We start from the raw sequence: 23,313 nt of genomic DNA, 5'->3' as shown, positions 1-23,313 counted from the left end.
AATGAAAATGAGACAAGGATTAACACGTACACCAAGGATACTTACTGGGCTCTTCTCCTTATGGTTGTTTGTATTTTTAGCCCCTTTAGCTGCAGCAGAAGAAGTTTCGTCCAATGCCCTAAAAAGTATCGACTTTCGAACTAATAAAGATAAAGACGCCGTGATTGTCGTCGAATTGGCGTCACCGGCCGCGATTGTAGATATCAAGCGTGTACAGGAAGGGTTAAGTATCGATTTGCTTAACACTTCAGTAAAAGACGAGCAATTGTATCTCCTAGACGTGAAAGACTTTTCGACTGTGGTTGAGAGCGTAGAAGTGTTTCGCGACACCTCGACGACGCGCTTGGTTGCGCACATCAATGAAGAATACATGCATGATTACCGTTTAACGGGGCGTTTTTTGGAAATCAAAGTAGCGAAGATCAAACCCAATGAGAAAGCCCCAGATAAAAGCATTTTAGAAAGAGAAGGTAAGCTTATTTCGATTAACTTCCAAGATATTCCTGTGCGAAACGTCTTGCAGCTTATTGCTGATTACAACCAATTCAATTTGGTTGTCTCCGACTCTGTAGAAGGCAACCTCACGCTTCGTCTTGATGGTGTCCCTTGGCAGCAAGTGCTGGATATTATTTTGCAAGTTAAGGGGTTAGATAAGCGTGTTGATGGCAACGTGATTTTAGTTGCTCCGACTGATGAGCTGGACTTGCGTGAGAAGCAGCAGTTAGAAAAACAAAAACTGACGGAAGAAATGGGAGAGCTTTCATCTGAAATCATCAAAGTTAATTTTGCTAAAGCATCAGACATTGCGGAGATGATCAATGGAGAAGGAAATATCAGCATGCTGTCAGAGCGCGGCAGTATGACCATTGATGAGCGAACTAACTCGTTATTGATTAGAGAGTTACCTGAAAACATCGAGGTGATTCGAGAAATTATTGAGTCTTTGGATATTCCAGTTAAACAGGTTCAAATTGAGGCGCGTATTGTGACCATCAATGAAGGTAACATGGACGAGCTAGGTATTCGTTGGGGTTTTACGTCTATTAATGGCAGTAATACAGTGGGCGGTTCTATTGAGAACAACCTTGCCACGATCGGTCTCTATAATGGAGAAGGGGGTGATGACGGTGGTGACGGTGATGGAGTAGGGATCGATGACTTCCTAAATGTAAACTTAGCTGCAACCAGTCCGAATGCGACCAGTCTTGCTTTCCAAGTTGCGAAGTTAGGTTCAGACACCTTGTTGGATCTTGAGCTTTCTGCTCTGCAACAAGAGTCTAAAGCTGAGATTATCTCGAGCCCACGTTTGATCACTACCAATAAGAAGCCTGCCTATATTGAACAAGGTACAGAGATTCCTTATCTTGAGTCATCATCAAGTGGTGCAACGACGGTGACGTTCAAAAAGGCGGTATTAAGTTTGAAAGTGACCCCGCAAATCACACCGGATAACCGCTTAGTGTTGGATTTAAGTGTCACGCAAGATAGACCTGGACAAGTCGTGAAGACAGGCACTGGTGAAGCTGTTGCGATTGATACTCAACGTATCGGGACGCAAGTGTTAGTGAATAACGGTGAAACGGTCGTTCTTGGTGGTATTTTTCAGCACAGCATTACTAACTCGGTGGACAAAGTACCTTTGTTGGGCGACCTGCCGCTATTAGGTGCTCTTTTTCGTCGAAGTTATGAGAATGTTGGCAAAAGTGAGCTGTTAATTTTCGTCACGCCTAAGGTGGTGATTCAGTAGTTCTGTCTCGGGAAAAACTGATTAAATCAAAAATAAAGTTGCAATAGTGGCACCATGCTTGGATAATTTCGGGTCTTATCACGAATTATCTGTGAGGAACTGGTGCCACAAGCCTTGTAGAACAGCAGTTTAGCTGTGTTTTCTTGTGGCGATCTTATTGAATCAATGTTGTAAATTACTGCTAAACATGGCTGAGAAACGTAATATTTTCCTTGTTGGCCCAATGGGCGCCGGCAAAAGTACAATTGGTAGACATCTAGCACAGCAACTGCATATGGAGTTTGTTGACTCCGATACAGTGATCGAAGAACGCACTGGTGCAGACATCTCTTGGGTTTTTGATGTAGAAGGTGAAGAAGGCTTCCGCAAGCGTGAAGAAGCGGTACTTGAAGACCTAACACAAGAGCAAGGCATCGTGCTTGCGACTGGCGGTGGCTCTGTTAAGAGCAAAGAAAACCGCAATCGTCTTTCGGCACGTGGTGTTGTTGTTTACTTAGAAACGACGATTGAAAAGCAACTTGCGCGTACAAACCGCGACAAGAAGCGTCCTTTACTTCAAACGGATAACCCTCGCGAAGTACTGGAGCAATTAGCTGAAGAACGTAATCCTTTATATGAAGAAGTAGCGGATTACACTGTTCGCACTGACGATCAAAGTGCAAAAGTGGTAGCCAACCAGATCGTAAAAATGCTAGAAGAGAGATAAGTCTTTATCTTTTTTTTAATTGGAGCAAACCGATGGAACGGATTACGGTCAACCTAGCTGAGCGTAGCTACCCAATCTCTATTGGCGCCGGGTTATTTGAGGACCCGGCGTACCTCTCTCAAGTTCTCTCAAACAAAAATGCAAAACAAAAAGTTGTTGTGATCAGTAATGTCACAGTGGCGCCTTTGTATGCAGACAAAATTTTAAAGCAACTCGAGCAGCTCGGTTGTAGTGCATCCTTGTTAGAATTGCCTGACGGTGAACAGTACAAAAACTTGGATGTATTTAATCAAGTAATGAACTTCTTACTGGAAGGGAGTTATGCTCGTGATGTTGTGATCATCGCGTTAGGTGGTGGTGTTATTGGCGACCTTGTGGGTTTTGCGTCTGCCTGTTACCAGCGTGGGGTCGATTTTATTCAAATACCGACCACATTACTATCCCAAGTGGACTCTTCGGTTGGTGGAAAAACCGCGGTTAACCATCCGTTGGGTAAGAACATGATAGGTGCGTTTTACCAACCTAAAGCCGTGATCATTGATACCAACTGCCTGTCGACGTTGCCTGAACGTGAGTTCGCTGCGGGTATCGCCGAAGTCATTAAGTACGGCATTATTTACGATGCAGATTTTTTTGTATGGTTAGAAGACAATCTTGAGCGCTTGTATGCGTTGGATGAAGAAGCACTAACTTATGCGATCGCACGTTGCTGTGAAATAAAAGCGGAAGTGGTGGCTCAGGATGAGAAAGAATCGGGCATCCGTGCTTTGCTTAACTTAGGTCACACCTTTGGTCATGCGATTGAAGCGGAACTTGGCTATGGCAATTGGCTGCATGGTGAAGCGGTATCTTCCGGCACTGTTATGGCGGCCAAAACGTCGCATCTACGCGGTCTGATCTCGGAAGAGCAATTTGAGCGTATTGTTGCGATTTTGCGTCGTGCAAAACTGCCTGTGCATACTCCAGACAGTATGAATTTCGATGACTTCATCAAGCACATGATGCGAGATAAGAAAGTCCTCTCTGGTCAATTACGATTGGTTTTGCCTACAGGCATTGGCACTGCCGAGGTAATTGCTGATACGACGCAAGACGTACTCAAGCAGGCAATAGACTTCGGTCGCGATATTTAACCTTGTAATGGCGCCTTTGGGCGTCATTCTTGTAGTGTATTAAGGTTATTAGATGAGTGTTGCTCACGTACTGGAATTAGATTCTCAAATCGAGTTGCTTGATAGATTAGGTCTACTTACTAACTTTGGTTCCAATCTCATTGCGATTAATGGTCATGATGGGTACGGGAAATCTTGGTTAGCGCAGCGATACCTTGAAGTGGGTGCCAGTAACAAGAATCAATGTTTGTTACTTTGTCATTCTAATCAAGACGATGTGCAGCATCGCGTCCTTATTTTGAGTCAACTAGTTTCGGACGCATTGTTTAATCAGCAAGAGCCTTTACTTGATAGCCTTGAAAGGCTTTTAGGTGATGAGCCGTGTGACATTGCAATTGTTGTAGATGATGCGCATTTATTGAGTGAGACACTTATCTCTGAGCTTTGGATGCTGGTCTTAGAGGCGCACCATAAGCCAAATTGGACCATCAATGTCTTATTGTTTACACAGTCTGGACGTTTAGAAGGTTTGCTAGCACGTCTCAGTTATGGACAAGAGATAAAGCCTGTTGAGCTTGATATTGATATGTTGTCCGAAGTGGAAGCTCGTCGTTTCTTTGAGTCACTTGTTGCGCGCTACGTCGATGATGAGTCTGAGAAACGGGTTCGAGATGCATTTAAAAAAGTCGACCCAGTACCGGGTGACATCATGGCGTTAGGAGAGATGAAAGTGGAAAAAAGGATCATTATCCGCTCGATTGTCGGTTCACCCCTGAATATTGCGTTGGTGGTATTAGTATTACTGTTGCTTGCTGCTGGTGGCTATTGGTGGATGCTTAGTCAACCAAGTCCTGATGATAAGGCGCAGCAAATTGCTGGCAGTTTAGAGCAAACGGCTATTCCAACTTTTGAAGAGTCAGGAATCAGTGCAGCGCAGTCTTCACTGCAACCTGTAACCGATGGTTCTAGCAGTCCTGATAAGTCTGGTGCGGTTGATGATTCTGATTCATTACCGCCAGCAGTGACAGAAGAAGTAGCGAGCGTAGGCAGTGATGACAATCAACAAAGAGTGGTGATTGAGTCGAATGTGGTCGATGCATTGCTTGAAGGTAAAACTGATTCAGCAGACACAAAAGCGATTGATGACGTCGTAAGTATAGAGAAGACAGAAACCGCCGATGAAACTAGCTCTCCTTTGATTAAAGTCGTAAAACCGAATCAAGATATGGCGCAAGCACCTGCTCAGTCAGAAGAGGGTGACGTAAACCAACCTGTTGTGAAGTTTTCATTTGCCCGTGAAGAACTAAAAGCGCTATCGCCAAGAGCTTATACTTTACAACTCGCAGCTATGACCTCAATGGAAGATGTACAATCCTTTCTCAATGAGCATCAACTGAATAATCAAGTGCGAATTTATCCTACCGTTCGTAATGACACCGAGTGGTATATCATCACATATCAAGATTATCCGACAATTCAAATGGCTCGTGATGCCGTCGCAAGCTTGCCAGATTCGGTTAAGTCGGTGAGTCCTTGGGCAAAATCACTCCGTCAGGTTCACCGTGAAATTGAACGAGTGAAATAAACCTGAGCTTCCCTGAAAAATATGTTACATTCCGCAGCCTTAATTTTTGGTCGATAGATAGAGCAGTAGATGAAAAAGCAACGAGCCTTTCTTAAATGGGCAGGAGGAAAATACGGACTGGTTGAAGACATCCAACGTCATTTGCCGCCGGCTCGAAAGCTAGTTGAACCTTTTGTTGGTGCGGGCTCAGTGTTTCTGAATACCGATTATGACCATTATCTACTTGCAGATATCAATCCAGATTTGATCAATCTGTACAACCTGCTGAAAGAACGCCCTGAAGAGTATATCTCTGAAGCGAAGCGTTGGTTTGTCGCTGAGAACAACCGCAAAGAAGCCTACCTACACATTCGCGCTGAATTTAATAAAACCGATGACGTGATGTACCGCTCTTTAGCGTTTTTGTATATGAACCGCTTTGGTTTTAATGGCCTATGCCGTTACAACAAAAAAGGTGGCTTCAATGTACCGTTTGGCTCTTACAAAAAGCCGTATTTCCCTGAGGCGGAACTGGAGTTTTTTGCAGAAAAAGCCCAAAAAGCTACGTTCGTTTGTGAAGGTTATCCTGAAACATTTCGTCGTGCGCGCAAAGGGAGCGTCGTGTATTGCGATCCACCTTATGCGCCGCTTTCAAATACGGCAAATTTCACCTCATACGCAGGTAATGGTTTCACGTTGGACGACCAAGCTGCATTAGCCGACATTGCTGAAAGAACAGCGACTGAACGTGGCATTCCTGTGTTGATTTCTAACCACGACACTACCTTGACACGTCGGTTGTATCACGGCGCGGATCTTAATGTGGTAAAAGTAAAGCGTACCATTAGCCGTAATGGTAACGGTCGTAATAAAGTTGATGAGCTACTTGCGCTTTTTCATGCCCCAGACATGGATAAATCAAACTCTTAATTCTCACACTATTATATCTAAATAGTGGATCTCCCCACTGGCTTCGGTAGAATTGCGCGCAGATTGTTTGCTCATTACTACTGAGGTCAGGTATGAAAGATTTTCTTATTGCTCCATCCATTTTATCGGCAGATTTTGCTCGTCTCGGTGAAGATGTAGAAAAAGTACTCGCAGCGGGTGCGGATGTGGTGCATTTCGACGTTATGGATAACCACTATGTACCAAACCTGACTTTTGGTGCGCCTGTGTGTAAAGCACTACGCGATTATGGCATCACAGCGCCAATCGATGTTCACCTAATGGTGAAACCCGTTGACCGTATTATTCCTGATTTCGCAAAAGCGGGTGCGTCGATGATTACGTTCCATGTAGAAGCTTCTGATCATGTAGACCGTACACTGCAGTTAATTAAAGAGCACGGCTGTCAGGCTGGTGTGGTACTAAACCCAGCAACGCCACTTGCAAGTCTTGAATTTATTATGGATAAAGTCGACATGATTCTACTGATGTCGGTAAACCCTGGTTTTGGTGGTCAATCATTCATTCCTCATACACTAGATAAACTGCGTGCCGTTCGTAAGATGATTGACGAGTCTGGTCGTGATATCCGCTTAGAAATCGATGGCGGTGTGAAGGTTGACAACATTCGTGAAATTGCAGAAGCGGGCGCAGACATGTTTGTTGCAGGCTCGGCGATTTTCGGTGAGCCAGATTACAAACAAGTGATCGATCAAATGCGCGCTGAACTGGCTGAAGTTAAATAAGCACCGATAAGCCAGCGCAATAACACGCTGATTTTAAAGGCTGCCAGCTTGTTGGCAGCCTTTGTGTTTTCTAGTATTAGAAGAAATTAAATATCCACTGCGCTGAGCAAATAATCACTTGCCTATTTTACGCCCTTTCTGTACTATTCGTGCTCCTTAAACTCAGTCAATTATCTTTAGTTCCTTGCTTCCTCTGGACGACTGAGCCATTTGTGGAAGCTGAATAATCCGTAAGGAGCAACCAATGCGTCATTACGAAATCGTATTCATGGTGCACCCAGATCAAAGCGAGCAAGTTGCTGGCATGATCGAGCGTTACACTGGTTCAATCACTGAAGCTGGCGGTAAAATCCACCGTCTAGAAGACTGGGGCCGTCGTCAACTGGCTTACCCAATCAACAAGCTTCACAAAGCTCACTACGTTCTTATGAACGTTGAAGCTGACCAAGCTGTAATTGATGAGCTAGAAACTGCTTTCCGTTTCAACGATGCAGTTCTACGTAACATGATCATGCGTACTAAAGCAGCGATCACTGAGCAATCTATCATGCTTAAGCAAAAAGAAGAGCGTGCTCCACGTCGTGAAGAGCGTTCTGAAGCTAAGCCTGAAGCTAAGTCAGAAGCTGCTGAGTAAGTTTTCTTATGGCCAATCGAATGGAGCTGAGCGGCACCATTGCCAAACCGCCCATTCGTAGTAAAAGCCCTGGTGGCATTGAACACTGTCGGTTTTGGCTGGAGCATCGCTCTACTATTATCGAAGCTGACTTACCTCGACAAGTTTATTGTCGTATGCCGGTAGTCGTCAGCGGGCTTGGGTCACAAGCACTAACTCAGAATTTAGTTCAAGGCAGTAACATTAAGGTAAGTGGTTTTGTCACTTATCAAACCGGCCGAAATGGCGTGGGAAAATTAGTGTTACACGCCGACAACATTACTCAAATTTAAGATCAGGAGATAGCCCATGGCTCGTTTCTTCCGTCGTCGTAAATTCTGCCGTTTCACTGCAGAAGGCGTACAAGAGATTGATTACAAAGACGTAGCAACTCTTAAAAACTACATCACTGAAGCTGGTAAAATCGTACCTAGCCGTATCACTGGTACAAGCGCTAAGTACCAGCGTCAACTAGCACGTGCTATCAAGCGTTCACGCTACCTAGCTCTACTACCGTACACTGACAAGCATCAGTAATCGGTTCATTTTATTAAGAAAGAGGATTAAGCAATGCAAGTTATTCTACTTGATAAAATTGGTAACCTAGGTGGTCTTGGCGATACTGCAAACGTTAAATCTGGCTACGCTCGTAACTTCCTTATCCCACAAGGTAAAGCAGTTATGGCAACTAAAGCTAACGTTGAAATGTTTGAAGCTCGTCGTGCTGAACTAGAAGCTAAAGTTGCTGAGCAACTAGCTGCTGCAGAAGCTCGCGCAGAGAAAGTTAACGCTCTAGAAGCTGTAGTTATCGCTTCTAAAGCTGGTGACGAAGGCAAACTATTCGGTTCTATCGGTACTCGTGACATCGCTGACGCTATCACAGCTGCAGGCGTTGAAGTTGCTAAGAGCGAAGTTCGCCTTCCTGAAGGTGCTCTACGTAACACTGGTGAGTTCGAGATCAGCGTTCAACTTCACTCTGAAGTTTTCGCAACTGTGAACCTACAAGTTGTTGCTGCTGAGTAATTCAGTATCAAGACGAAATACTAAAAAGCACCTCCTCGGAGGTGCTTTTTTTATTTCTAAAACTGAGAGAAAAAGGGTTAAAAAGCGAAAAGTAAATTAACGGAAAATACGCTGTCCGCTTTGCTTAAGCCTTCAGGCACTTTATCGTGATACTGACGAGAGTGCGCCAGTTTCAGTGCGATATCTTCAGTAATATCATTGGTTACACTGAGTTCACTATCAGTACGTGTGTTACTTCTACCTGTTACCAACGTAATATCAGCTGCGAAACTTAAATTATCCAACGCATGCCAAGTTGTGTTGATATTTCCTCGAAAAATGCCTTCTCTAACGATATCGGGAAAGACAATATCGTCATCATCTATTTCGTCTAAGTTTGGCTCTTGATAGCGAAAACCAGGGCCTACTTCTACCTCTAAAATGAAGTTCTCAGTGTAGGAGAACTGGTAACCCAAACCACCTGACAACGTATAGTCTTTAAAATAAGCACTGTAGCGAGAATCCACTCCTTTAAAGCTGCCATACAAATACGTCTTAGGGCCTAACTTGTAGTCACTCTGTAGGGAATAGGTGGATGAGCGTTTGTCTTCTTCACCGTCTTTGTACAAGTTGTAGTACTTCCATTCACCATTAGAACGGTGTCGACCTGACGTATATTCAGCACTCAAACGAGCATTCAGGGAACGAGAGTCCGTGTTACCTGTGTGAGCTTGATAGCCGAACTCCACCTCGGTTTTTAGTGGGTCGGGTACATCAATATTTTGCTCTGGCTGTACTGATTCGTCAGCATACGATGCACTAGCGCACAGTAGGCTAAAGCTAAGTAACCAGTATCGGGACACATCAACCTCGAACGTAATCAAAAAGGAGGGGCATGATACTGATACAGATATTTGGTTGGGTCAATGGTAGGTTAATTTTTATTAGAGCTAGGCGGAAGAACCAGGCTATTACCCGGGTGGTTCACATGATGATTTCTTAACAAGTAATTGTCGCTTCGGGGAAGCATCTCAGCTAGGTTAAGGTTATAATCGTGGGTCAATAGTAGTTATCGAGCAAAGTCATGGCGGAAAACAGAAATCGCAAACCTTCAGACAGTCAGGTCGACGCAATCAAAATGCCACCTCACTCACTAGAAGCCGAGCAATCAGTAATTGGTGGTCTTTTACTGGATAATGAACGTTGGGACACCGTTGCCGAACGTGTTGTGAGCAGTGATTTCTATAGTCGTCCACACCGCCTGATTTTTGAAGGTGTAAAAACCATTCTTGAAGCGGGTAAACCTCTCGATCTTATTACTTTATCGGAATATCTAGAGCGTCACGAGTTGTTAGAAGATGTAGGCGGTTTTGCTTACCTCGCTGACTTGGCGAAGAATACGCCAAGTGCAGCTAACATCAATGCGTATGCTGATATTGTCGCTGAGCGTGCGATTGTTCGTGGTCTTATTGGTGTCGCGAATGAAATTGCGGACGCGGGCTATGACCCTCAAGGTCGCAGTTCTGAAGATTTAATAGACATGGCGGAGAGTAAAGTTTTTGCTATCGCCGAGTCTCGAACTAGTGAAAACGAAGGACCACAAAACGTCGACAACATCCTCGAAAAGACGTTAGAACGTATCGAGTTGTTGTATAAAACGCCACAAGATGGTGTTACCGGGGTCGATACCGGTTTCACCGATCTCAATAAGAAAACCGCAGGTTTGCAAGGCTCTGATTTGGTGATTGTCGCAGCGCGTCCATCGATGGGTAAAACGACCTTTGCAATGAACTTGTGTGAAAATGCGGCCATGCAACAAGAAAAGCCCGTACTTATTTTCTCGTTAGAGATGCCAGCTGAACAGTTGATGATGCGTATGTTGGCCTCTTTGTCTCGTGTTGACCAAACCAAGATCCGTACGGGTCAGCTAGATGACGAAGATTGGGCGCGTATTTCTTCTACTATGGGTATCCTGATGCAGAAGAAAAATATGTACATTGATGATAGCTCTGGTCTAACTCCGACCGAAGTGCGTTCGCGCGCTCGCCGTATCGCTCGTGAACATGGCGGTCTATCTATGATCATGGTCGACTACCTTCAGTTGATGCGCGTGCCTTCGTTAACCGATAACCGTACTCTTGAGATTGCTGAGATCTCTCGCTCTCTTAAGGCGCTGGCAAAAGAGCTAAATGTGCCTGTTGTGGCACTGTCGCAGCTAAACCGTTCCCTAGAGCAACGTGCGGATAAACGACCAGTAAACTCGGACTTGCGTGAATCCGGTTCCATCGAGCAGGATGCCGACTTGATCATGTTCATCTACCGTGATGAGGTTTATCACCCAGATAGTCCGTACAAAGGTACGGCCGAAATCATTATTGGTAAACAGCGTAACGGTCCTATCGGCTCTGTTCGCCTCACTTTCCAAGGTCAACATTCGCGTTTCGACAACTACGCGGGTCCTGCATTCGATATTGATGATGAGTAATTCCATGAGCTATATGAAAGCGGCCAAGGCGTGCATTGATTTGTCTGCGTTGCAGCACAACTTACAGCGCGTAAAAGCTCAAGCGCCACAAAGTAAAGTGATGGCTGTCGTCAAGGCCAATGGTTATGGTCACGGATTACGTCATGTCGCAAAACATGCTAACCATGCGGATGCGTTTGGCGTGGCTCGCATTGAAGAAGCATTGCAACTGCGCGCTTGTGGAGTAGTAAAGCCGATTCTATTGCTAGAAGGTTTTTACTCTCCTGGTGATTTACCTGTTCTTGTGACGAACAACATCCAAACCGTGGTGCACTGTGAAGAGCAGCTTATCGCCTTGGAGCAAGCAGACCTTGAAACTCCGGTTGTCGTGTGGCTGAAGATTGACAGTGGCATGCACCGCCTTGGGGTTCGTCCTGAACAATATGACGACTTTGTAACGCGGCTGAAGGAGTGTCCAAATGTAGCGAAACCGTTGCGTTACATGAGCCACTTTGGCTGTGCAGATGAGCTGGATAGCGATATTACCCCACAACAGATTGAGCTGTTTAAATCGTTGACTTCTGGTTGCCAAGGGGAACGTTCACTGGCGGCATCTGCGGGGTTATTGGCATGGCCTCAAAGCCATTTAGATTGGGTTCGTCCGGGTATTATCATGTATGGTGTGTCGCCATTCGATGACAAAACGGCGCAAGATCTTGGGTATCAGCCTGTCATGACACTTAAATCCCACCTTATTGCGGTACGTGAAGTGAAGAAGGGCGAAAGTGTTGGCTATGGTGGTATTTGGACCAGTGAGCGAGATACAAAAGTTGGGGTCATCGCTGTAGGGTATGGCGACGGTTACCCAAGAAGTGCTCCAAACGGTACGCCGGTGTGGGTTAATGGCCGTAAAGTACCTATTGCAGGTCGAGTTTCCATGGATATGCTGACGGTCGATTTGGGACCAGACGCAACGGATAAAGTCAGCGAAGAAGCGATTCTTTGGGGGAAAGAGCTCCCAGTAGAAGAAGTGGCGGGTCACATTGGTACGATTGCGTATGAACTCGTGACTAAGCTAACGCCTCGCGTCGAGATGGAATACTCCAAATAAACAACGAAAGGCTAACCCAAGGTTAGCCTTTGTTTTATCTACTCACCGTTAATCGTAGCAATAACGCGGCGGCCGCCACCAAAGTCTCGATGCTCACCCAAGTAAATACCTTGCCATGTTCCTAAAGCTAATCGACCATTTTGGATTGGTACCGTCACACTACTGCCAAGCAGTGATGCTTTAATATGTGCCGGCATGTCGTCGTCACCTTCATAGGTGTGCTGATAATAAGGAGCACGCTCTGGCACAAACTTATTGAAGTGCGCTTCCATGTCCATACGCACGGTTGGATCAGCATTCTCATTTAAGGTCAAACTGGCGGAGGTGTGCTGAATAAATAAGTGTAATAAACCTACTGAAAGTTCGTTTATTTGTGGTAATTGTTGTTCAATTTCATCAGTTATCAGGTGAAAACCGCGGCTTCTCGCTTTTAATTGCAGTGTTTTTTGTGCCCACATACGTGTTCCTTTGGAAATTTATAAATTGGCGTCTATCCTATTCCAATTAGAGCCTGTCATTAGTAAATGATATGATTCTTGTCATCGTAAATGAATGTTCAATTTCAGGGCAGGGAACGTGACCTAACTCAATGTGAGTGTAAAAGCTCTCGGTCATAATTGGCGCCTGAAAAAAAATTACAAAGACTTGTTTTGTGGCAATTTGCCCAAACATCTAATTTATATTCTATTTGCTAAATCGGGGATTCCACAGTTTTCGCTAGACTGTAAGGAATGGAACCTACTGTAACATCGGGATAAAGACCATGTTGAAAAATATCAATCCAACGCAAACACAAGCTTGGAAAGCGCTAACGGCGCATTTCGAATCTGCACAAGATATGGATCTTAAAGAGCTGTTTGCTCAAGACGCAGCGCGTTTCGACAAATACTCTGCACGTTTCGGCTCAGACATCCTAGTCGATTACTCAAAGAACCTCATCAATGAGGAAACTCTGAAGCACCTGTTTGCTCTTGCGAAAGAGACCGAGCTGAAATCTGCAATTGAAGCGATGTTCAGTGGTGAAGCGATCAACCAAACAGAAGGTCGCGCTGTTCTTCACACTGCACTACGTAACCGCGCTAATACTCCAGTTATGGTAGATGGCGAAGACGTAATGCCAGCAGTGAACGCGGTTCTAGAAAAAATGAAATCATTCACTGAGCGCGTTATCGGCGGTGAATGGAAAGGTTACACAGGCAAAGCAATTACCGATATTGTGAACATCGGTATCGGCGGTTCTGACCTTGGCCCTTACATGGTGACGGAAGCTCTAGCGCCATACAAAAATCATCTAAACCTTCACTTCGTATCTAACGTTGATGGTACACACATCGTTGAAACGTTGAAGAAAGTTAACCCAGAAACGACGTTATTCTTGATCGCGTCTAAGACGTTTACAACACAAGAAACCATGACTAACGCGCACACTGCTCGTGATTGGTTCCTAGAATCGGCGGGTGATCAGGCTCATGTGGCTAAGCACTTTGCTGCGCTTTCAACAAACGCGACAGCCGTGTCTGAATTTGGTATCGATACAGCGAACATGTTTGAATTCTGGGACTGGGTTGGTGGCCGTTACTCACTATGGTCTGCGATCGGTCTATCAATTGCACTAGCAGTAGGTTTCGACAACTTCGTTGAGCTGCTTGATGGCGCTCACGAGATGGACAAGCACTTTGTATCAACAGATCTAGAAAGCAACATCCCTGTGATCCTTGCGCTTATCGGTATTTGGTACAACAACTTCCACGGTGCGGAATCAGAAGCTATTCTGCCTTACGATCAGTACATGCACCGTTTCGCGGCGTACTTCCAGCAAGGTAACATGGAATCAAACGGTAAATACGTTGACCGTGACGGCAATGCTGTAACTTACCAAACTGGCCCAATCATTTGGGGTGAACCAGGTACCAACGGTCAGCACGCGTTCTACCAGCTAATTCACCAAGGTACTAAGCTTATCCCATGTGACTTCATTGCACCTGCAATTAGCCACAACCCAGCTAGCGATCATCACCAAAAACTGATGTCTAACTTCTTCGCGCAAACTGAAGCTCTAGCGTTTGGTAAAAATGAAGAAACCGTGAAAGAAGAGTTGGTGAAAGTAGGTAAGAATGCTGAAGAAGTGGCAGCGATTGCGCCATTCAAAGTGTTTGAAGGTAACCGTCCAACAAACTCTATTCTAGTGAAGCAAATCACGCCTCGTACGCTAGGTAACTTGATCGCAATGTACGAACACAAAATTTTCGTACAAGGTGTTATCTGGAATATCTTCAGTTTTGACCAGTGGGGCGTGGAGCTAGGTAAACAACTGGCTAACCAAATCCTACCTGAGCTTGCAGACGAGTCTCAAATCAGCTCGCATGACAGCTCAACAAATGGTCTAATCAACGCATTTAAAGCGTTCAAAGCTTAATGTTTGAATAGATAAAGAAAAGGTCAGCAAATGCTGACCTTTTTATTGCCTGAGGCAAAAACAAAATAGGTTGGCCAGTGCCAACCTATTTTTTCTCTTTTATTCGAAGCAAATTTCGATAAAGGCATTTCCCCATTGGGAAGAGAAAGGCATGATAATAATTGAGCCTTCACACTTGTGGCGAATCGTATGACCTCGGCCCGAAACCACAACCGGTGTTGCCATATCAAAGTCAAAACCACTTTCCGCCAGAATGCGTTTCGCACCACCAGTAACCATGTTGGTGATCTCACCCACCATATCGGTCACTTCTTCATTGAGCCCATTTGGACGTTCACCAAGCATGTTCTGCATGATTTCTAGGGCGAGTGCTTCATCAAAGGTGATCGACATTGAACCACGAGTTTGTGGGCCTACCATACCAATCAGACCAGAAACGTCACCTCGTGCGATCTCATCTTTTTTGATTCGCGGTTTTTGTGGCTTCAGCTCAAGAGAAGCCATAGTTTTTAGCACGTTCATTAAAGAAGCTAAAAACGGGTTTACAAATTCAGCGCGCATAACGTTCTTCTATACTTTTTCTTTCGTCTCGGAGGAACAGGCCTGGCATTCACCATGAGTTTCAATAACTTGGTTGGTCAGTTTGAATCCATGCTTCTCGGCATTTTCGGCTAACAAGGATATCAGCGTCTCATCTTCGAGTTCAACGACATCACCACATTTATCGCAAATTAGTAATTGGAAAAAGTGCTGCTGAGTATTGAAAGAACAACAAGTAATAAAGCTATTTGTCGATTCCACTCGGTGGATGAAGCCTTGTTCTAGGAGAAAATCTAATGCTCGATAAACAGTGGGCGGCTTAGCCTGAGGCTCACTCTCTTTTAGTTGCTCCAATAGCTCATACGCACTTGAGGCGCGGCGATTAGAACAAATGAGTTCAAATACGCGTCGGCGTTGCGGAGTCAGTCGTACTCCACGCTCTGCGCAGATACTTTCAATTTGTTCAATGATTGTTGGGTTCAAACCTTTCACCATAACTATCGGACGTGCTCTATGATAAATCATTTCTATACGAAGTTCGTTTAGAAATGCTTCATTTTACCCACTATCAGAACGAAAATCATGAATTAAAGCAAGTCGGTGGTGGTGTGAAGGCGGAATAATCATCACAGAATGAATCAACGAATGACAGATTCGTATTACTTCTGCGTATTCCTAAGCACTTGGCTAGTCAGCCAACCAAATCATTCTCGCTGAAACTAGCACCCAGAGGTGCTTGGGTATACAATACCCGACTTATTTTTTGAGCGTACTGCTGCGCTCGACCTTGGCAACATAAAAACGGGTGTTTATATCATGACTCATTCTTGCAGGCTCTCCGTAGCACCAATGTTAGATTGGACTGATCGTCATTGTCGCTACTTCCATCGCTTAATGACCAAAGAAACCCTGCTGTACACTGAAATGGTGACGACAGGTGCGATCATTCATGGAAAAGGAGATTTCCTGGCTTATAACGAAGAAGAGCATCCGTTAGCCCTTCAACTTGGTGGTTCAAACCCAGCAGATTTGGCTACGTGTGCCAAGCTAGCGCAAGAGCGTGGCTACGATGAGATTAACCTAAACGTGGGGTGTCCATCTGACCGCGTACAAAACGGTCGCTTCGGTGCTTGCCTAATGGCTGAACCGCAGTTAGTTGCGGATTGTGTCGCAGCAATGAAAGACGTGGTCGATATCCCTGTAACAGTCAAGACTCGCATTGGTATTGATGATCAAGACTCTTACGAGTTCCTAACGGATTTCGTTTCTATTGTTTCAGAAAAGGGTGGCTGTGAGCAGTTCACTATCCATGCTCGTAAAGCTTGGTTAAGTGGTTTAAGCCCAAAAGAAAACCGCGAGATCCCACCATTGGATTACCCACGCGCTTACCAATTGAAGCAAGACTTCTCACACCTAACGATTGCGATTAACGGTGGCGTGAAATCATTAGAAGAAGCAAAAGCACATCTTCAGCATCTTGACGGTGTGATGATTGGTCGTGAAGCATACCAAAGCCCATATCTACTGGCATCGGTAGACCAAGAGTTGTTTGGCTCTAATGCTCCAGTGAAGAAACGCAGCGAAATTGTTGAAGAGATGTACCCATACATTGAAGCGCAATTAGCGAAAGGTGCGTACCTTGGTCACATTACCCGTCACATGTTAGGTTTGTTCCAAAGCATGCCCGGTGCTCGTCAATGGCGTCGTCATATCAGTGAAAATGCGCACAAACCAGGTTCTGGTCTAGAAGTATTGCAAGACGCGCTAGCTAAGATTCCAAAAGAATTGAATGTGTAAAATTCGCCAGTGAATGGCTAAAATTACCAACTAAAGAATGATAAAGCCAGAGTGCAGAAATGCCTCTGACTTTGTTTTTTTATTAAAAATCATAATCTTAACTTCGTTTTTGTAAGTTGGTATGGAAACTGCTCTGTTTATTGAAAACAAATGGAGAAGTGATTATGTTGGAGCTAATCTTTATTTTAGTCTTTGCGGCGACCTTGTTGGTTACGGGTATCACAATGATGACCGTATTCGCAGCAACTGGTATTGCGTTAGTTGTGATGTTTTTACTGGGAATGGTTGGAGCGGTACTCAAACTATTACCATGGTTAATCGTGATTGCATTGGGTATTTGGTTCTTCAAGAATTACGTTGCTCAGCCCCGCTATAAATAATGAGTAACATCATTTAGTTGATGGAGAGGCGTGAGAATATGGTATATTTCCTCTCACGTCCTCTACGTGAATATCAGCTATCTCGGAGTAAATACTACATGACAAATAAAGCGAACATCGCTTTAACGGCATTATCGTTGGCAGTATCTTTTCCTGTTTTTGCAGAGTACTCTGTATCGACAAAAGTCGGCGCAGAGGTATGGGCTGCCGACACTAAAGTTAATGAAGTGAGACGAGATAGCAGTACCACAGGCACTTTTTTTGCGGCGATTGAACATGATGTTAAATACGTCCCTAATGCGCGCCTTCGTTACTCAAGTGTTGATGCGAATTACATGGGGTTCGATAAGCTCGATTTAACCTTGTATTACCACGTTCTAGAGCATGATTTATTGCACTTTGATGCGGGTCTTACGTTCAGTAATTTAAGTGACACTAAATATATTGATGCTGGCTCAAGCAGGCGTGTAGAAGAATTTGATGAGCTGATTTGGGCTTGGTATGGCTACGCAGAAATTCAAGTTCCGGATACAAACTTTGATGTGATTGGTGAGATAAACTTTGGTGACAACAAAGGTATCAAAAGCACCGATTTCATGGCAGGTGTTCAATACAATGTACCGCTCGAAAAAGCTCGACTGGCTTTTCGTGGAGGTTACCGTGTGATTGATTTAGAGTCCGATAAATTCATGTCGGATCTAGGGAAAGAGTTTATTTTTGCTAACGGCTTCTTTGTGAGTGCGGAATACGCGTTCTAAATTCAGCCATGTTAGATATTCGATTTACTTAAAACGTCGCTTTATAAGCGGCGTTTTTTTATATCACTTCATTATATCTAATCGAAATTTCTCCCTATTTGGCTGACTTAGACCATGCTTACCTAGGAGCAATGTGAAAGTTAAAGCAGGGATAGCGATGACAATAAATGAACTAAGACATCTATTCCGTGAAAATCAGCTTATCGAAGCGATTATTGAGCCTGCAATCCAAGAGGGTGGTTGGGTTGTAGAGTTCAGACATGCGCGCGGTGGTTTTGTTTTTCTAACGGACAGTCACGGCGAAGAATGTCTTTATGAAGATTTGGATACTGCGTCAAAATCGGCAATGGCAGTAGGCTTTCAACAAGTCCGCATTGAAGATCGATGAGCAAAAAGTAAGCCGTTCTTACTTCCAAAAAGTTATAAAACATTCACTTCTATTCTTTCTTGTTATTAAGGAGAGTGGGTACTCTATCGTCACGCAATGAATAGGGATGTCGTGATAATGTCTTTTCAAAAGAATGAGTATTCTCACAAGAATGTGTCTGAAGATAATAATGGGCAAGGAGGAAATCCTCCAATCACAAGCCCTCTGAATGACCAACAAATTAGCTCACTCCAACAAACTGTCTCTGAGTTGTCTTCACAGCAACTTGCTTGGGTCAGTGGGTATTTTTGGGGATTAGCTCAAAATCAACCAAACACAGCGGTAACGCCAATTGCACAAGCAACGGCAGCCGTATCAGCGAAGCCAGCAGGTAAGTTGAGTATTATTTTTGCTTCCCAAACGGGCAATGCTAAAGGTGTTGCTGAAGCTCTGGAACAGGAAGCAAAAGCAGAAGGAATTGCAGTCGAACTTTTTGATGCAAGCGATTACAAAGGTAAAAACTTAGCCAAAGAAACGCATGTCATTATTGTGGCATCGACTAACGGCGAAGGCGAAGCGCCAGACAATGCCATTGAGCTACATGAGTTTTTGCAATCGAAGAAGGCTCCTAAGCTGCCAAACCTGCAATATGGTGTTATTGCATTGGGAGATTCTAGCTACGAGTTCTTCTGTCAGACCGGTAAAGACTTCGACACTTACCTATCAAAGCTAGGCGCGACTCCATTTATCGAGCGTCTTGATTGCGATGTGGATTATGAAGCCCCCGCAACTGAATGGCGTAAGAATGCGTTAGACAAGGTAAAAGATACACTTTCTTCTGGCTCTGAAGCGGATGTGGTTCAACTTCCAGTGGGTCAAGCTGCGACTGCGCACTCTCCTTACAATAAACAAAATCCGTACACTGCGACGTTACTGACCAGTCAAAAAATCACGGGCCGTGACTCTGGAAAAGACGTTCGTCATATAGAAATCGACTTAGAAGGCTCGGGCTTAACGTATCAGCCAGGTGATGCACTAGGTGTGTGGTTTGAAAATAGCTCGGAACTTGCAAATGCCATTCTTGGTAAGGTCGGTTTGTCTGGGGTTGAGACTGTTGACGTTGATGGTGAAAGCTTGTCAATCCACAGTGCTCTCGTGAGTAAATATGAAATCACAACATCTAACCCGCAGCTCATCACAAAGTTTGCCGAGTTATCCGGTAGCAAGAAGCTACAAAAGTTAGTTGAAGATAAAGATAAGCTTCGCGAGTACTCTGCAAATACTCAAATCGTTGATGTACTGGCAGAAAAGAAAACCAAGTTAACCGCAGATGAGTTGATTGGTTTGCTTCGTCGTCTTACTCCACGCCTTTACTCTATTGCATCAAGCCAAGAAGAGGTCGATGAAGAAGTACACCTAACGGTTGCTTTGGTTGAGTACGAACAAAACGACGAAAAACGATATGGTGGTGCGTCTAGTTTCTTAGCACAGCGTCTCGAAGAGGGAGATGAAGTTAAAGTATTTGTTGAGCATAACAACAACTTTAAACTGCCGGAAGATGATAGTACTCCAATTATCATGGTTGGTCCTGGCACAGGGATCGCACCATTCCGTAGCTTTATTCAGGAACGTGAAAACCGCGATGCTGAAGGCAAAAACTGGTTGTTCTTTGGTGATCGCACGTTCACTCAAGACTTCTTGTACCAAGTGGAATGGCAAAAGTATCTCAAGTCAGGAGTACTAAGCCGATTGGATGTTGCCTTTAGTCGTGACCAAGTAGAAAAGGTTTACGTACAACATCGCATCTTAGAAAACGCAGCTCAAGTGTGGCAGTGGATCCAAGAAGGCGCTTATATCTATGTCTGCGGTGATGCAACGCGTATGGCAAAAGATGTGCACGACGCATTGGTTATCGTTGCTGAACAAGAAGGCAAGATGCCGCGTGACGATGCAGAACAATTTATTAATGACCTACGTAAAGCGAAACGTTATCAGAGGGATGTGTACTAATGACTTTTTCTACGGACAATAATAAGCAGGTTGTATTAGGTGAAGAGTTAGGGCCGCTATCTGATAACGAGCGCCTGAAGCGAGAAAGCAACTTATTACGTGGCACCATTGAGCAAGATTTACAGGACCGTATTACTGGTGGCTTTACTGCCGACAACTTCCAGTTAATTCGTTTCCACGGTATGTATCAACAAGACGATCGTGATATCCGTAATGAACGCACAAAGCAAAAACTGGAACCATTACATAATGTGATGCTTCGTGCTCGTATGCCTGGAGGCATCATCACGCCAACGCAATGGTTAGCGATCGACAAGTTCGCAACGGAGCACTCTTTATATGGAAGTATTCGTCTGACGACTCGCCAAACGTTCCAGTTTCATGGGGTATTAAAACCCAATATTAAGTTGATGCATCAAACGCTCAACAGTATTGGCATTGATTCGATTGCAACCGCGGGTGATGTAAACCGTAACGTGTTGTGTACCACTAACCCAGTGGAGTCAGAGTTACACCAAGAAGCTTACGAATGGGCGAAGAAGATCAGTGAGCATCTATTACCAAAGACGCGCGCTTATGCAGAGATTTGGCTAGACGGTGAAAAAGTAGAAAGCACGGAAGAAGACGAACCGATTCTAGGCAAGAACTACTTACCACGTAAGTTTAAAACTACAGTGGTTATCCCACCGCAAAATGACGTAGATGTACACGCTAACGATCTCAACTTCGTAGCGATTGCAGATAACGGTAAGCTGGTAGGCTTTAACGTCCTGGTCGGCGGCGGCTTAGCGATGACGCATGGCGATACATCAACTTATCCGCGCCGCGCTGACGACTTTGGCTTTATTCCGCTGGACAAGACACTTGATGTTGCCGCAGCTGTAGTAACAACTCAGCGCGACTGGGGTAACCGTTCAAACCGTAAGAACGCAAAAACCAAATACACATTGGATCGTGTAGGTAGCGATGTCTTTAAAGCGGAAGTCGAGAAACGTGCTGGTGTTAAGTTTGAGCAAAGCCGTCCATATGAATTCACAGAACGTGGTGACCGTATTGGCTGGGTAGAAGGAATTGATGGTAAATATCATCTAGCGCTTTTCATCGAAAACGGTCGCTTATTAGACTTTCCAGGTAAACCACTTAAGACGGGTGTTGCTGAAATTGCCAAAATCCACAAAGGCGATTTCCGCATGACAGCAAACCAAAACCTAATTGTTGCGGGTGTACCTAAAAACGAAAAAGCGAAGATTGAAAAGATCGCTCGTGAACATGGCTTAATGGACGACGGCGTAAGTGAACAGCGTAAGAACTCAATGGCTTGTGTTGCTTTTCCAACTTGTCCGCTAGCGATGGCAGAAGCTGAACGTTTCCTTCCTCAGTTTGTTACTGATGTGGAGGGGATTCTGGAGAAGCACAACCTACCAGAAAATGACAACATCATTTTGCGTGTAACTGGGTGTCCAAATGGCTGTGGTCGCGCAATGTTGGCTGAAATTGGTCTAGTTGGCAAAGCGCCGGGTCGTTACAACTTGCACCTAGGTGGTAACCGTGCCGGTACTCGAGTACCAAAAATGTATAAAGAGAACATCACGGATAAGCAAATCTTAGAAGAGATTGATCTGCTGGTGGCTCGATGGTCGAAAGAGCGTGAAGAAGGCGAAGCCTTTGGCGATTTCACTATTCGTGCTGGCATTATCCAAGAAGTGCTCGTATCAAAGAGGGACTTTCATGCTTGATTCTGTAGCATCCAAGCTGGAGCTCACAGAGTTACTGACATTAACAAAGACGGAGCAAATCCTCCGTCTTGCTCAAATTAATGTCGAGCTCGAAAAGCTTTCAGCACAAGAGAGAGTAGCGTGGGCTTTAGATAATCTAGAAGGCGAGTTCGCGGTTTCTTCTAGTTTTGGTATTCAAGCCGCGGTTATGCTTCATTTAGTTACTCGCGCCAAAGCGGACATCCCCGTCATTCTAACCGATACTGGTTACCTGTTTGCTGAGACGTACCGATTTATCGATGAGCTGACAGATGCTCTCAACCTAAATTTAAAAGTTTATCGAGCCAAAGAAAGTGCGAATTGGCAAGAAGCTCGATATGGAAAATTATGGGAGCAGGGTGTAGAGGGAATTGAAAAATACAACAAGCTCAATAAAGTTGAGCCGATGCGTCGAGCGTTAAAAGAGCTTAATGTTGGAACGTGGTTCTCTGGATTGCGTCGAGAGCAAAGTAAATCTCGTGCAGGTTTACCGATTCTATCAATTCAGAACGGTGTGTTTAAATTTCTACCAGTAATTGATTGGACTAATAAAGACGTTCATTACTACTTAGAACAACACGGCCTTAAATACCACCCATTATGGGATGAAGGTTACCTTTCAGTTGGTGATACACATACCACTCGTAAATGGGAGCCGGGAATGTCAGAGGAAGAAACTCGATTCTTTGGCTTAAAGCGAGAATGTGGCCTACACGAAGATGATGGCTCTGAACAAGATGGGTCTGGCATATAGCCATAATGCTCTTTAAATAGAGTTTAGGTTAAGTTTAATAAAGATAGCTGCAATAAAGCAGCTTTCTTTATTTATGGTACTTGAAAAATACGTCTCAAAGAACAACTCTGTGGATAAGTTGTGTGAGAGTTTGGGGTAAAGTTGAATAAATAAAGGTTTGATCGAAAACTCATCGTTTAACCATTATTTTTGCAATTTTTGAAAAATAACACTTGCCAATGTGAGCGCGATCTCTATAATGCCTCCTCGTCGACAGGGCAAGGGCTCACAAGGGTTTAAGCGAAGTTGATAAGGCTGAAAAGAAAAACGAAATAATTTGAAGAAAGTGTTTGACACAATAAATTATATCGCTAGAATGGCCGCCTCTTCCGAAGTGATGTCAATCACAAAGAAGAGTTGCTCTTTAACAATATAGACCTATCAATCTGTGTGGGCACTCGTTGATGATAATCCAATTCGATACTTCGGTATCAAATTAGGTTTCA

The 23,313-nt window shown here is 44.4% G+C and carries 24 protein-coding genes; 20 read left to right on the top strand and 4 right to left on the bottom strand.

Features of this window, described 5'->3' with window-relative positions; translation table 11 throughout:
- The first annotated feature begins 1 nt into the window (after position 1).
- From R7Z10_RS22140 to rplI, 10 genes are all read left to right on the top strand, one after another.
- Positions 2-1,747, top strand: a complete 1,746-nt coding sequence (locus tag R7Z10_RS22140; RefSeq protein WP_031779065.1) for a type IV pilus secretin PilQ — start codon at positions 2-4, stop codon at positions 1,745-1,747.
- A 187-nt stretch (positions 1,748-1,934) separates the two neighbouring features.
- Entirely contained in the window at positions 1,935-2,453 is a 519-nt protein-coding gene (aroK, locus tag R7Z10_RS22135; protein WP_005381319.1) for a shikimate kinase AroK, read from the top strand.
- Positions 2,454-2,485: 32 nt separating this feature from the next.
- A complete protein-coding gene (aroB, locus tag R7Z10_RS22130; protein WP_005381318.1) occupies positions 2,486-3,586 on the top strand; it encodes a 3-dehydroquinate synthase in 1,101 nt (366 codons plus the stop codon).
- Between the two features lie 52 nt (positions 3,587-3,638).
- Positions 3,639-5,150: an SPOR domain-containing protein gene (locus R7Z10_RS22125; protein WP_137282403.1), complete on the top strand. Its 1,512-nt coding sequence runs from the start codon at positions 3,639-3,641 to the stop codon at positions 5,148-5,150.
- A gap of 69 nt (positions 5,151-5,219) precedes the next feature.
- Positions 5,220-6,059 carry a Dam family site-specific DNA-(adenine-N6)-methyltransferase gene (locus R7Z10_RS22120; protein ID WP_137282402.1) on the top strand — a complete coding sequence of 280 codons (840 nt, stop codon included), beginning with the start codon at positions 5,220-5,222 and terminating at the stop codon, positions 6,057-6,059.
- Positions 6,060-6,151: 92 nt separating this feature from the next.
- Entirely contained in the window at positions 6,152-6,823 is a 672-nt protein-coding gene (gene rpe / locus R7Z10_RS22115; RefSeq protein ID WP_005381300.1) for a ribulose-phosphate 3-epimerase, read from the top strand.
- A 244-nt stretch (positions 6,824-7,067) separates the two neighbouring features.
- Positions 7,068-7,457 (top strand): 30S ribosomal protein S6, encoded by a 390-nt coding sequence (gene rpsF / locus R7Z10_RS22110; RefSeq protein WP_005381299.1) that lies wholly within the window; start codon positions 7,068-7,070, stop codon positions 7,455-7,457.
- A gap of 8 nt (positions 7,458-7,465) precedes the next feature.
- A complete protein-coding gene (priB, locus tag R7Z10_RS22105; RefSeq protein WP_005381298.1) occupies positions 7,466-7,768 on the top strand; it encodes a primosomal replication protein N in 303 nt (100 codons plus the stop codon).
- Positions 7,769-7,784: 16 nt separating this feature from the next.
- Positions 7,785-8,012, top strand: coding sequence for a 30S ribosomal protein S18 (rpsR, locus tag R7Z10_RS22100; protein WP_000090472.1), 228 nt, complete (start codon positions 7,785-7,787; stop codon positions 8,010-8,012).
- Between the two features lie 33 nt (positions 8,013-8,045).
- Positions 8,046-8,498, top strand: coding sequence for a 50S ribosomal protein L9 (gene rplI, locus R7Z10_RS22095; protein ID WP_005382760.1), 453 nt, complete (start codon positions 8,046-8,048; stop codon positions 8,496-8,498).
- A 77-nt stretch (positions 8,499-8,575) separates the two neighbouring features.
- Here rplI and R7Z10_RS22090 read toward each other — a convergent pair whose 3' ends face one another.
- The gene (locus R7Z10_RS22090; protein ID WP_005381276.1) at positions 8,576-9,340 is read right to left on the bottom strand and encodes a DUF481 domain-containing protein; all 765 of its coding nucleotides are present in this window, start codon (positions 9,338-9,340) and stop codon (positions 8,576-8,578) included.
- A 221-nt stretch (positions 9,341-9,561) separates the two neighbouring features.
- Between R7Z10_RS22090 and R7Z10_RS22085 the strand changes: the two genes are divergently transcribed.
- Together R7Z10_RS22085 and alr are read left to right on the top strand one after the other, a co-directional pair.
- Positions 9,562-10,962, top strand: a complete 1,401-nt coding sequence (locus R7Z10_RS22085; protein ID WP_318105953.1) for a replicative DNA helicase — start codon at positions 9,562-9,564, stop codon at positions 10,960-10,962.
- 13 nt (positions 10,963-10,975) lie between these two features.
- Positions 10,976-12,052: an alanine racemase gene (gene alr / locus R7Z10_RS22080; protein ID WP_318105964.1), complete on the top strand. Its 1,077-nt coding sequence runs from the start codon at positions 10,976-10,978 to the stop codon at positions 12,050-12,052.
- A gap of 38 nt (positions 12,053-12,090) precedes the next feature.
- Here alr and R7Z10_RS22075 read toward each other — a convergent pair whose 3' ends face one another.
- On the bottom strand, positions 12,091-12,510 hold the full coding sequence (locus R7Z10_RS22075) for a secondary thiamine-phosphate synthase enzyme YjbQ (protein ID WP_005381271.1): 420 nt from the start codon (positions 12,508-12,510) through the stop codon (positions 12,091-12,093).
- A gap of 305 nt (positions 12,511-12,815) precedes the next feature.
- Here R7Z10_RS22075 and pgi point away from each other — a divergent pair, with 305 nt between their 5' ends.
- Entirely contained in the window at positions 12,816-14,468 is a 1,653-nt protein-coding gene (pgi, locus tag R7Z10_RS22070; protein ID WP_005381270.1) for a glucose-6-phosphate isomerase, read from the top strand.
- A 99-nt stretch (positions 14,469-14,567) separates the two neighbouring features.
- Here pgi and R7Z10_RS22065 read toward each other — a convergent pair whose 3' ends face one another.
- Entirely contained in the window at positions 14,568-15,029 is a 462-nt protein-coding gene (locus tag R7Z10_RS22065) for a chemotaxis protein CheX (protein WP_005381269.1), read from the bottom strand.
- 9 nt (positions 15,030-15,038) lie between these two features.
- On the bottom strand, positions 15,039-15,503 hold the full coding sequence (gene zur, locus R7Z10_RS22060; RefSeq protein WP_005381268.1) for a zinc uptake transcriptional repressor Zur: 465 nt from the start codon (positions 15,501-15,503) through the stop codon (positions 15,039-15,041).
- A gap of 321 nt (positions 15,504-15,824) precedes the next feature.
- Between zur and dusA the strand changes: the two genes are divergently transcribed.
- The 7 genes from dusA to R7Z10_RS22025 all read left to right on the top strand — a co-directional run bounded on the left by dusA (position 15,825) and on the right by R7Z10_RS22025 (position 22,828).
- Positions 15,825-16,805, top strand: a complete 981-nt coding sequence (gene dusA, locus R7Z10_RS22055) for a tRNA dihydrouridine(20/20a) synthase DusA (RefSeq protein ID WP_017821727.1) — start codon at positions 15,825-15,827, stop codon at positions 16,803-16,805.
- A 164-nt stretch (positions 16,806-16,969) separates the two neighbouring features.
- Positions 16,970-17,185: an envelope stress response protein PspG gene (gene pspG, locus R7Z10_RS22050; RefSeq protein ID WP_005381266.1), complete on the top strand. Its 216-nt coding sequence runs from the start codon at positions 16,970-16,972 to the stop codon at positions 17,183-17,185.
- 98 nt (positions 17,186-17,283) lie between these two features.
- Positions 17,284-17,943 (top strand): TIGR04219 family outer membrane beta-barrel protein, encoded by a 660-nt coding sequence (locus R7Z10_RS22045; protein WP_318105951.1) that lies wholly within the window; start codon positions 17,284-17,286, stop codon positions 17,941-17,943.
- A gap of 157 nt (positions 17,944-18,100) precedes the next feature.
- Entirely contained in the window at positions 18,101-18,331 is a 231-nt protein-coding gene (locus tag R7Z10_RS22040; RefSeq protein ID WP_005381264.1) for a hypothetical protein, read from the top strand.
- Between the two features lie 117 nt (positions 18,332-18,448).
- Entirely contained in the window at positions 18,449-20,320 is a 1,872-nt protein-coding gene (locus R7Z10_RS22035; protein ID WP_213880920.1) for an assimilatory sulfite reductase (NADPH) flavoprotein subunit, read from the top strand.
- Complete coding sequence (gene cysI / locus R7Z10_RS22030; RefSeq protein ID WP_005382750.1) at positions 20,320-22,056, top strand: assimilatory sulfite reductase (NADPH) hemoprotein subunit; 1,737 nt, start codon at positions 20,320-20,322, stop codon at positions 22,054-22,056. The genes R7Z10_RS22035 and cysI overlap by 1 nt, the downstream gene beginning before the upstream one ends.
- Positions 22,049-22,828, top strand: a complete 780-nt coding sequence (locus R7Z10_RS22025) for a phosphoadenylyl-sulfate reductase (RefSeq protein ID WP_005382748.1) — start codon at positions 22,049-22,051, stop codon at positions 22,826-22,828. The genes cysI and R7Z10_RS22025 overlap by 8 nt, the downstream gene beginning before the upstream one ends.
- Positions 22,829-23,313 lie beyond the last annotated feature (485 nt).

It is taken from the genome of Vibrio sp. Vb1018 (assembly GCF_033338775.1).
Classification (GTDB): domain Bacteria; phylum Pseudomonadota; class Gammaproteobacteria; order Enterobacterales; family Vibrionaceae; genus Vibrio; species Vibrio alginolyticus.
The sequence above is the reverse complement of the archived record's forward strand: the minus strand, read 5'-3'. Positions and strand labels throughout refer to the sequence as shown.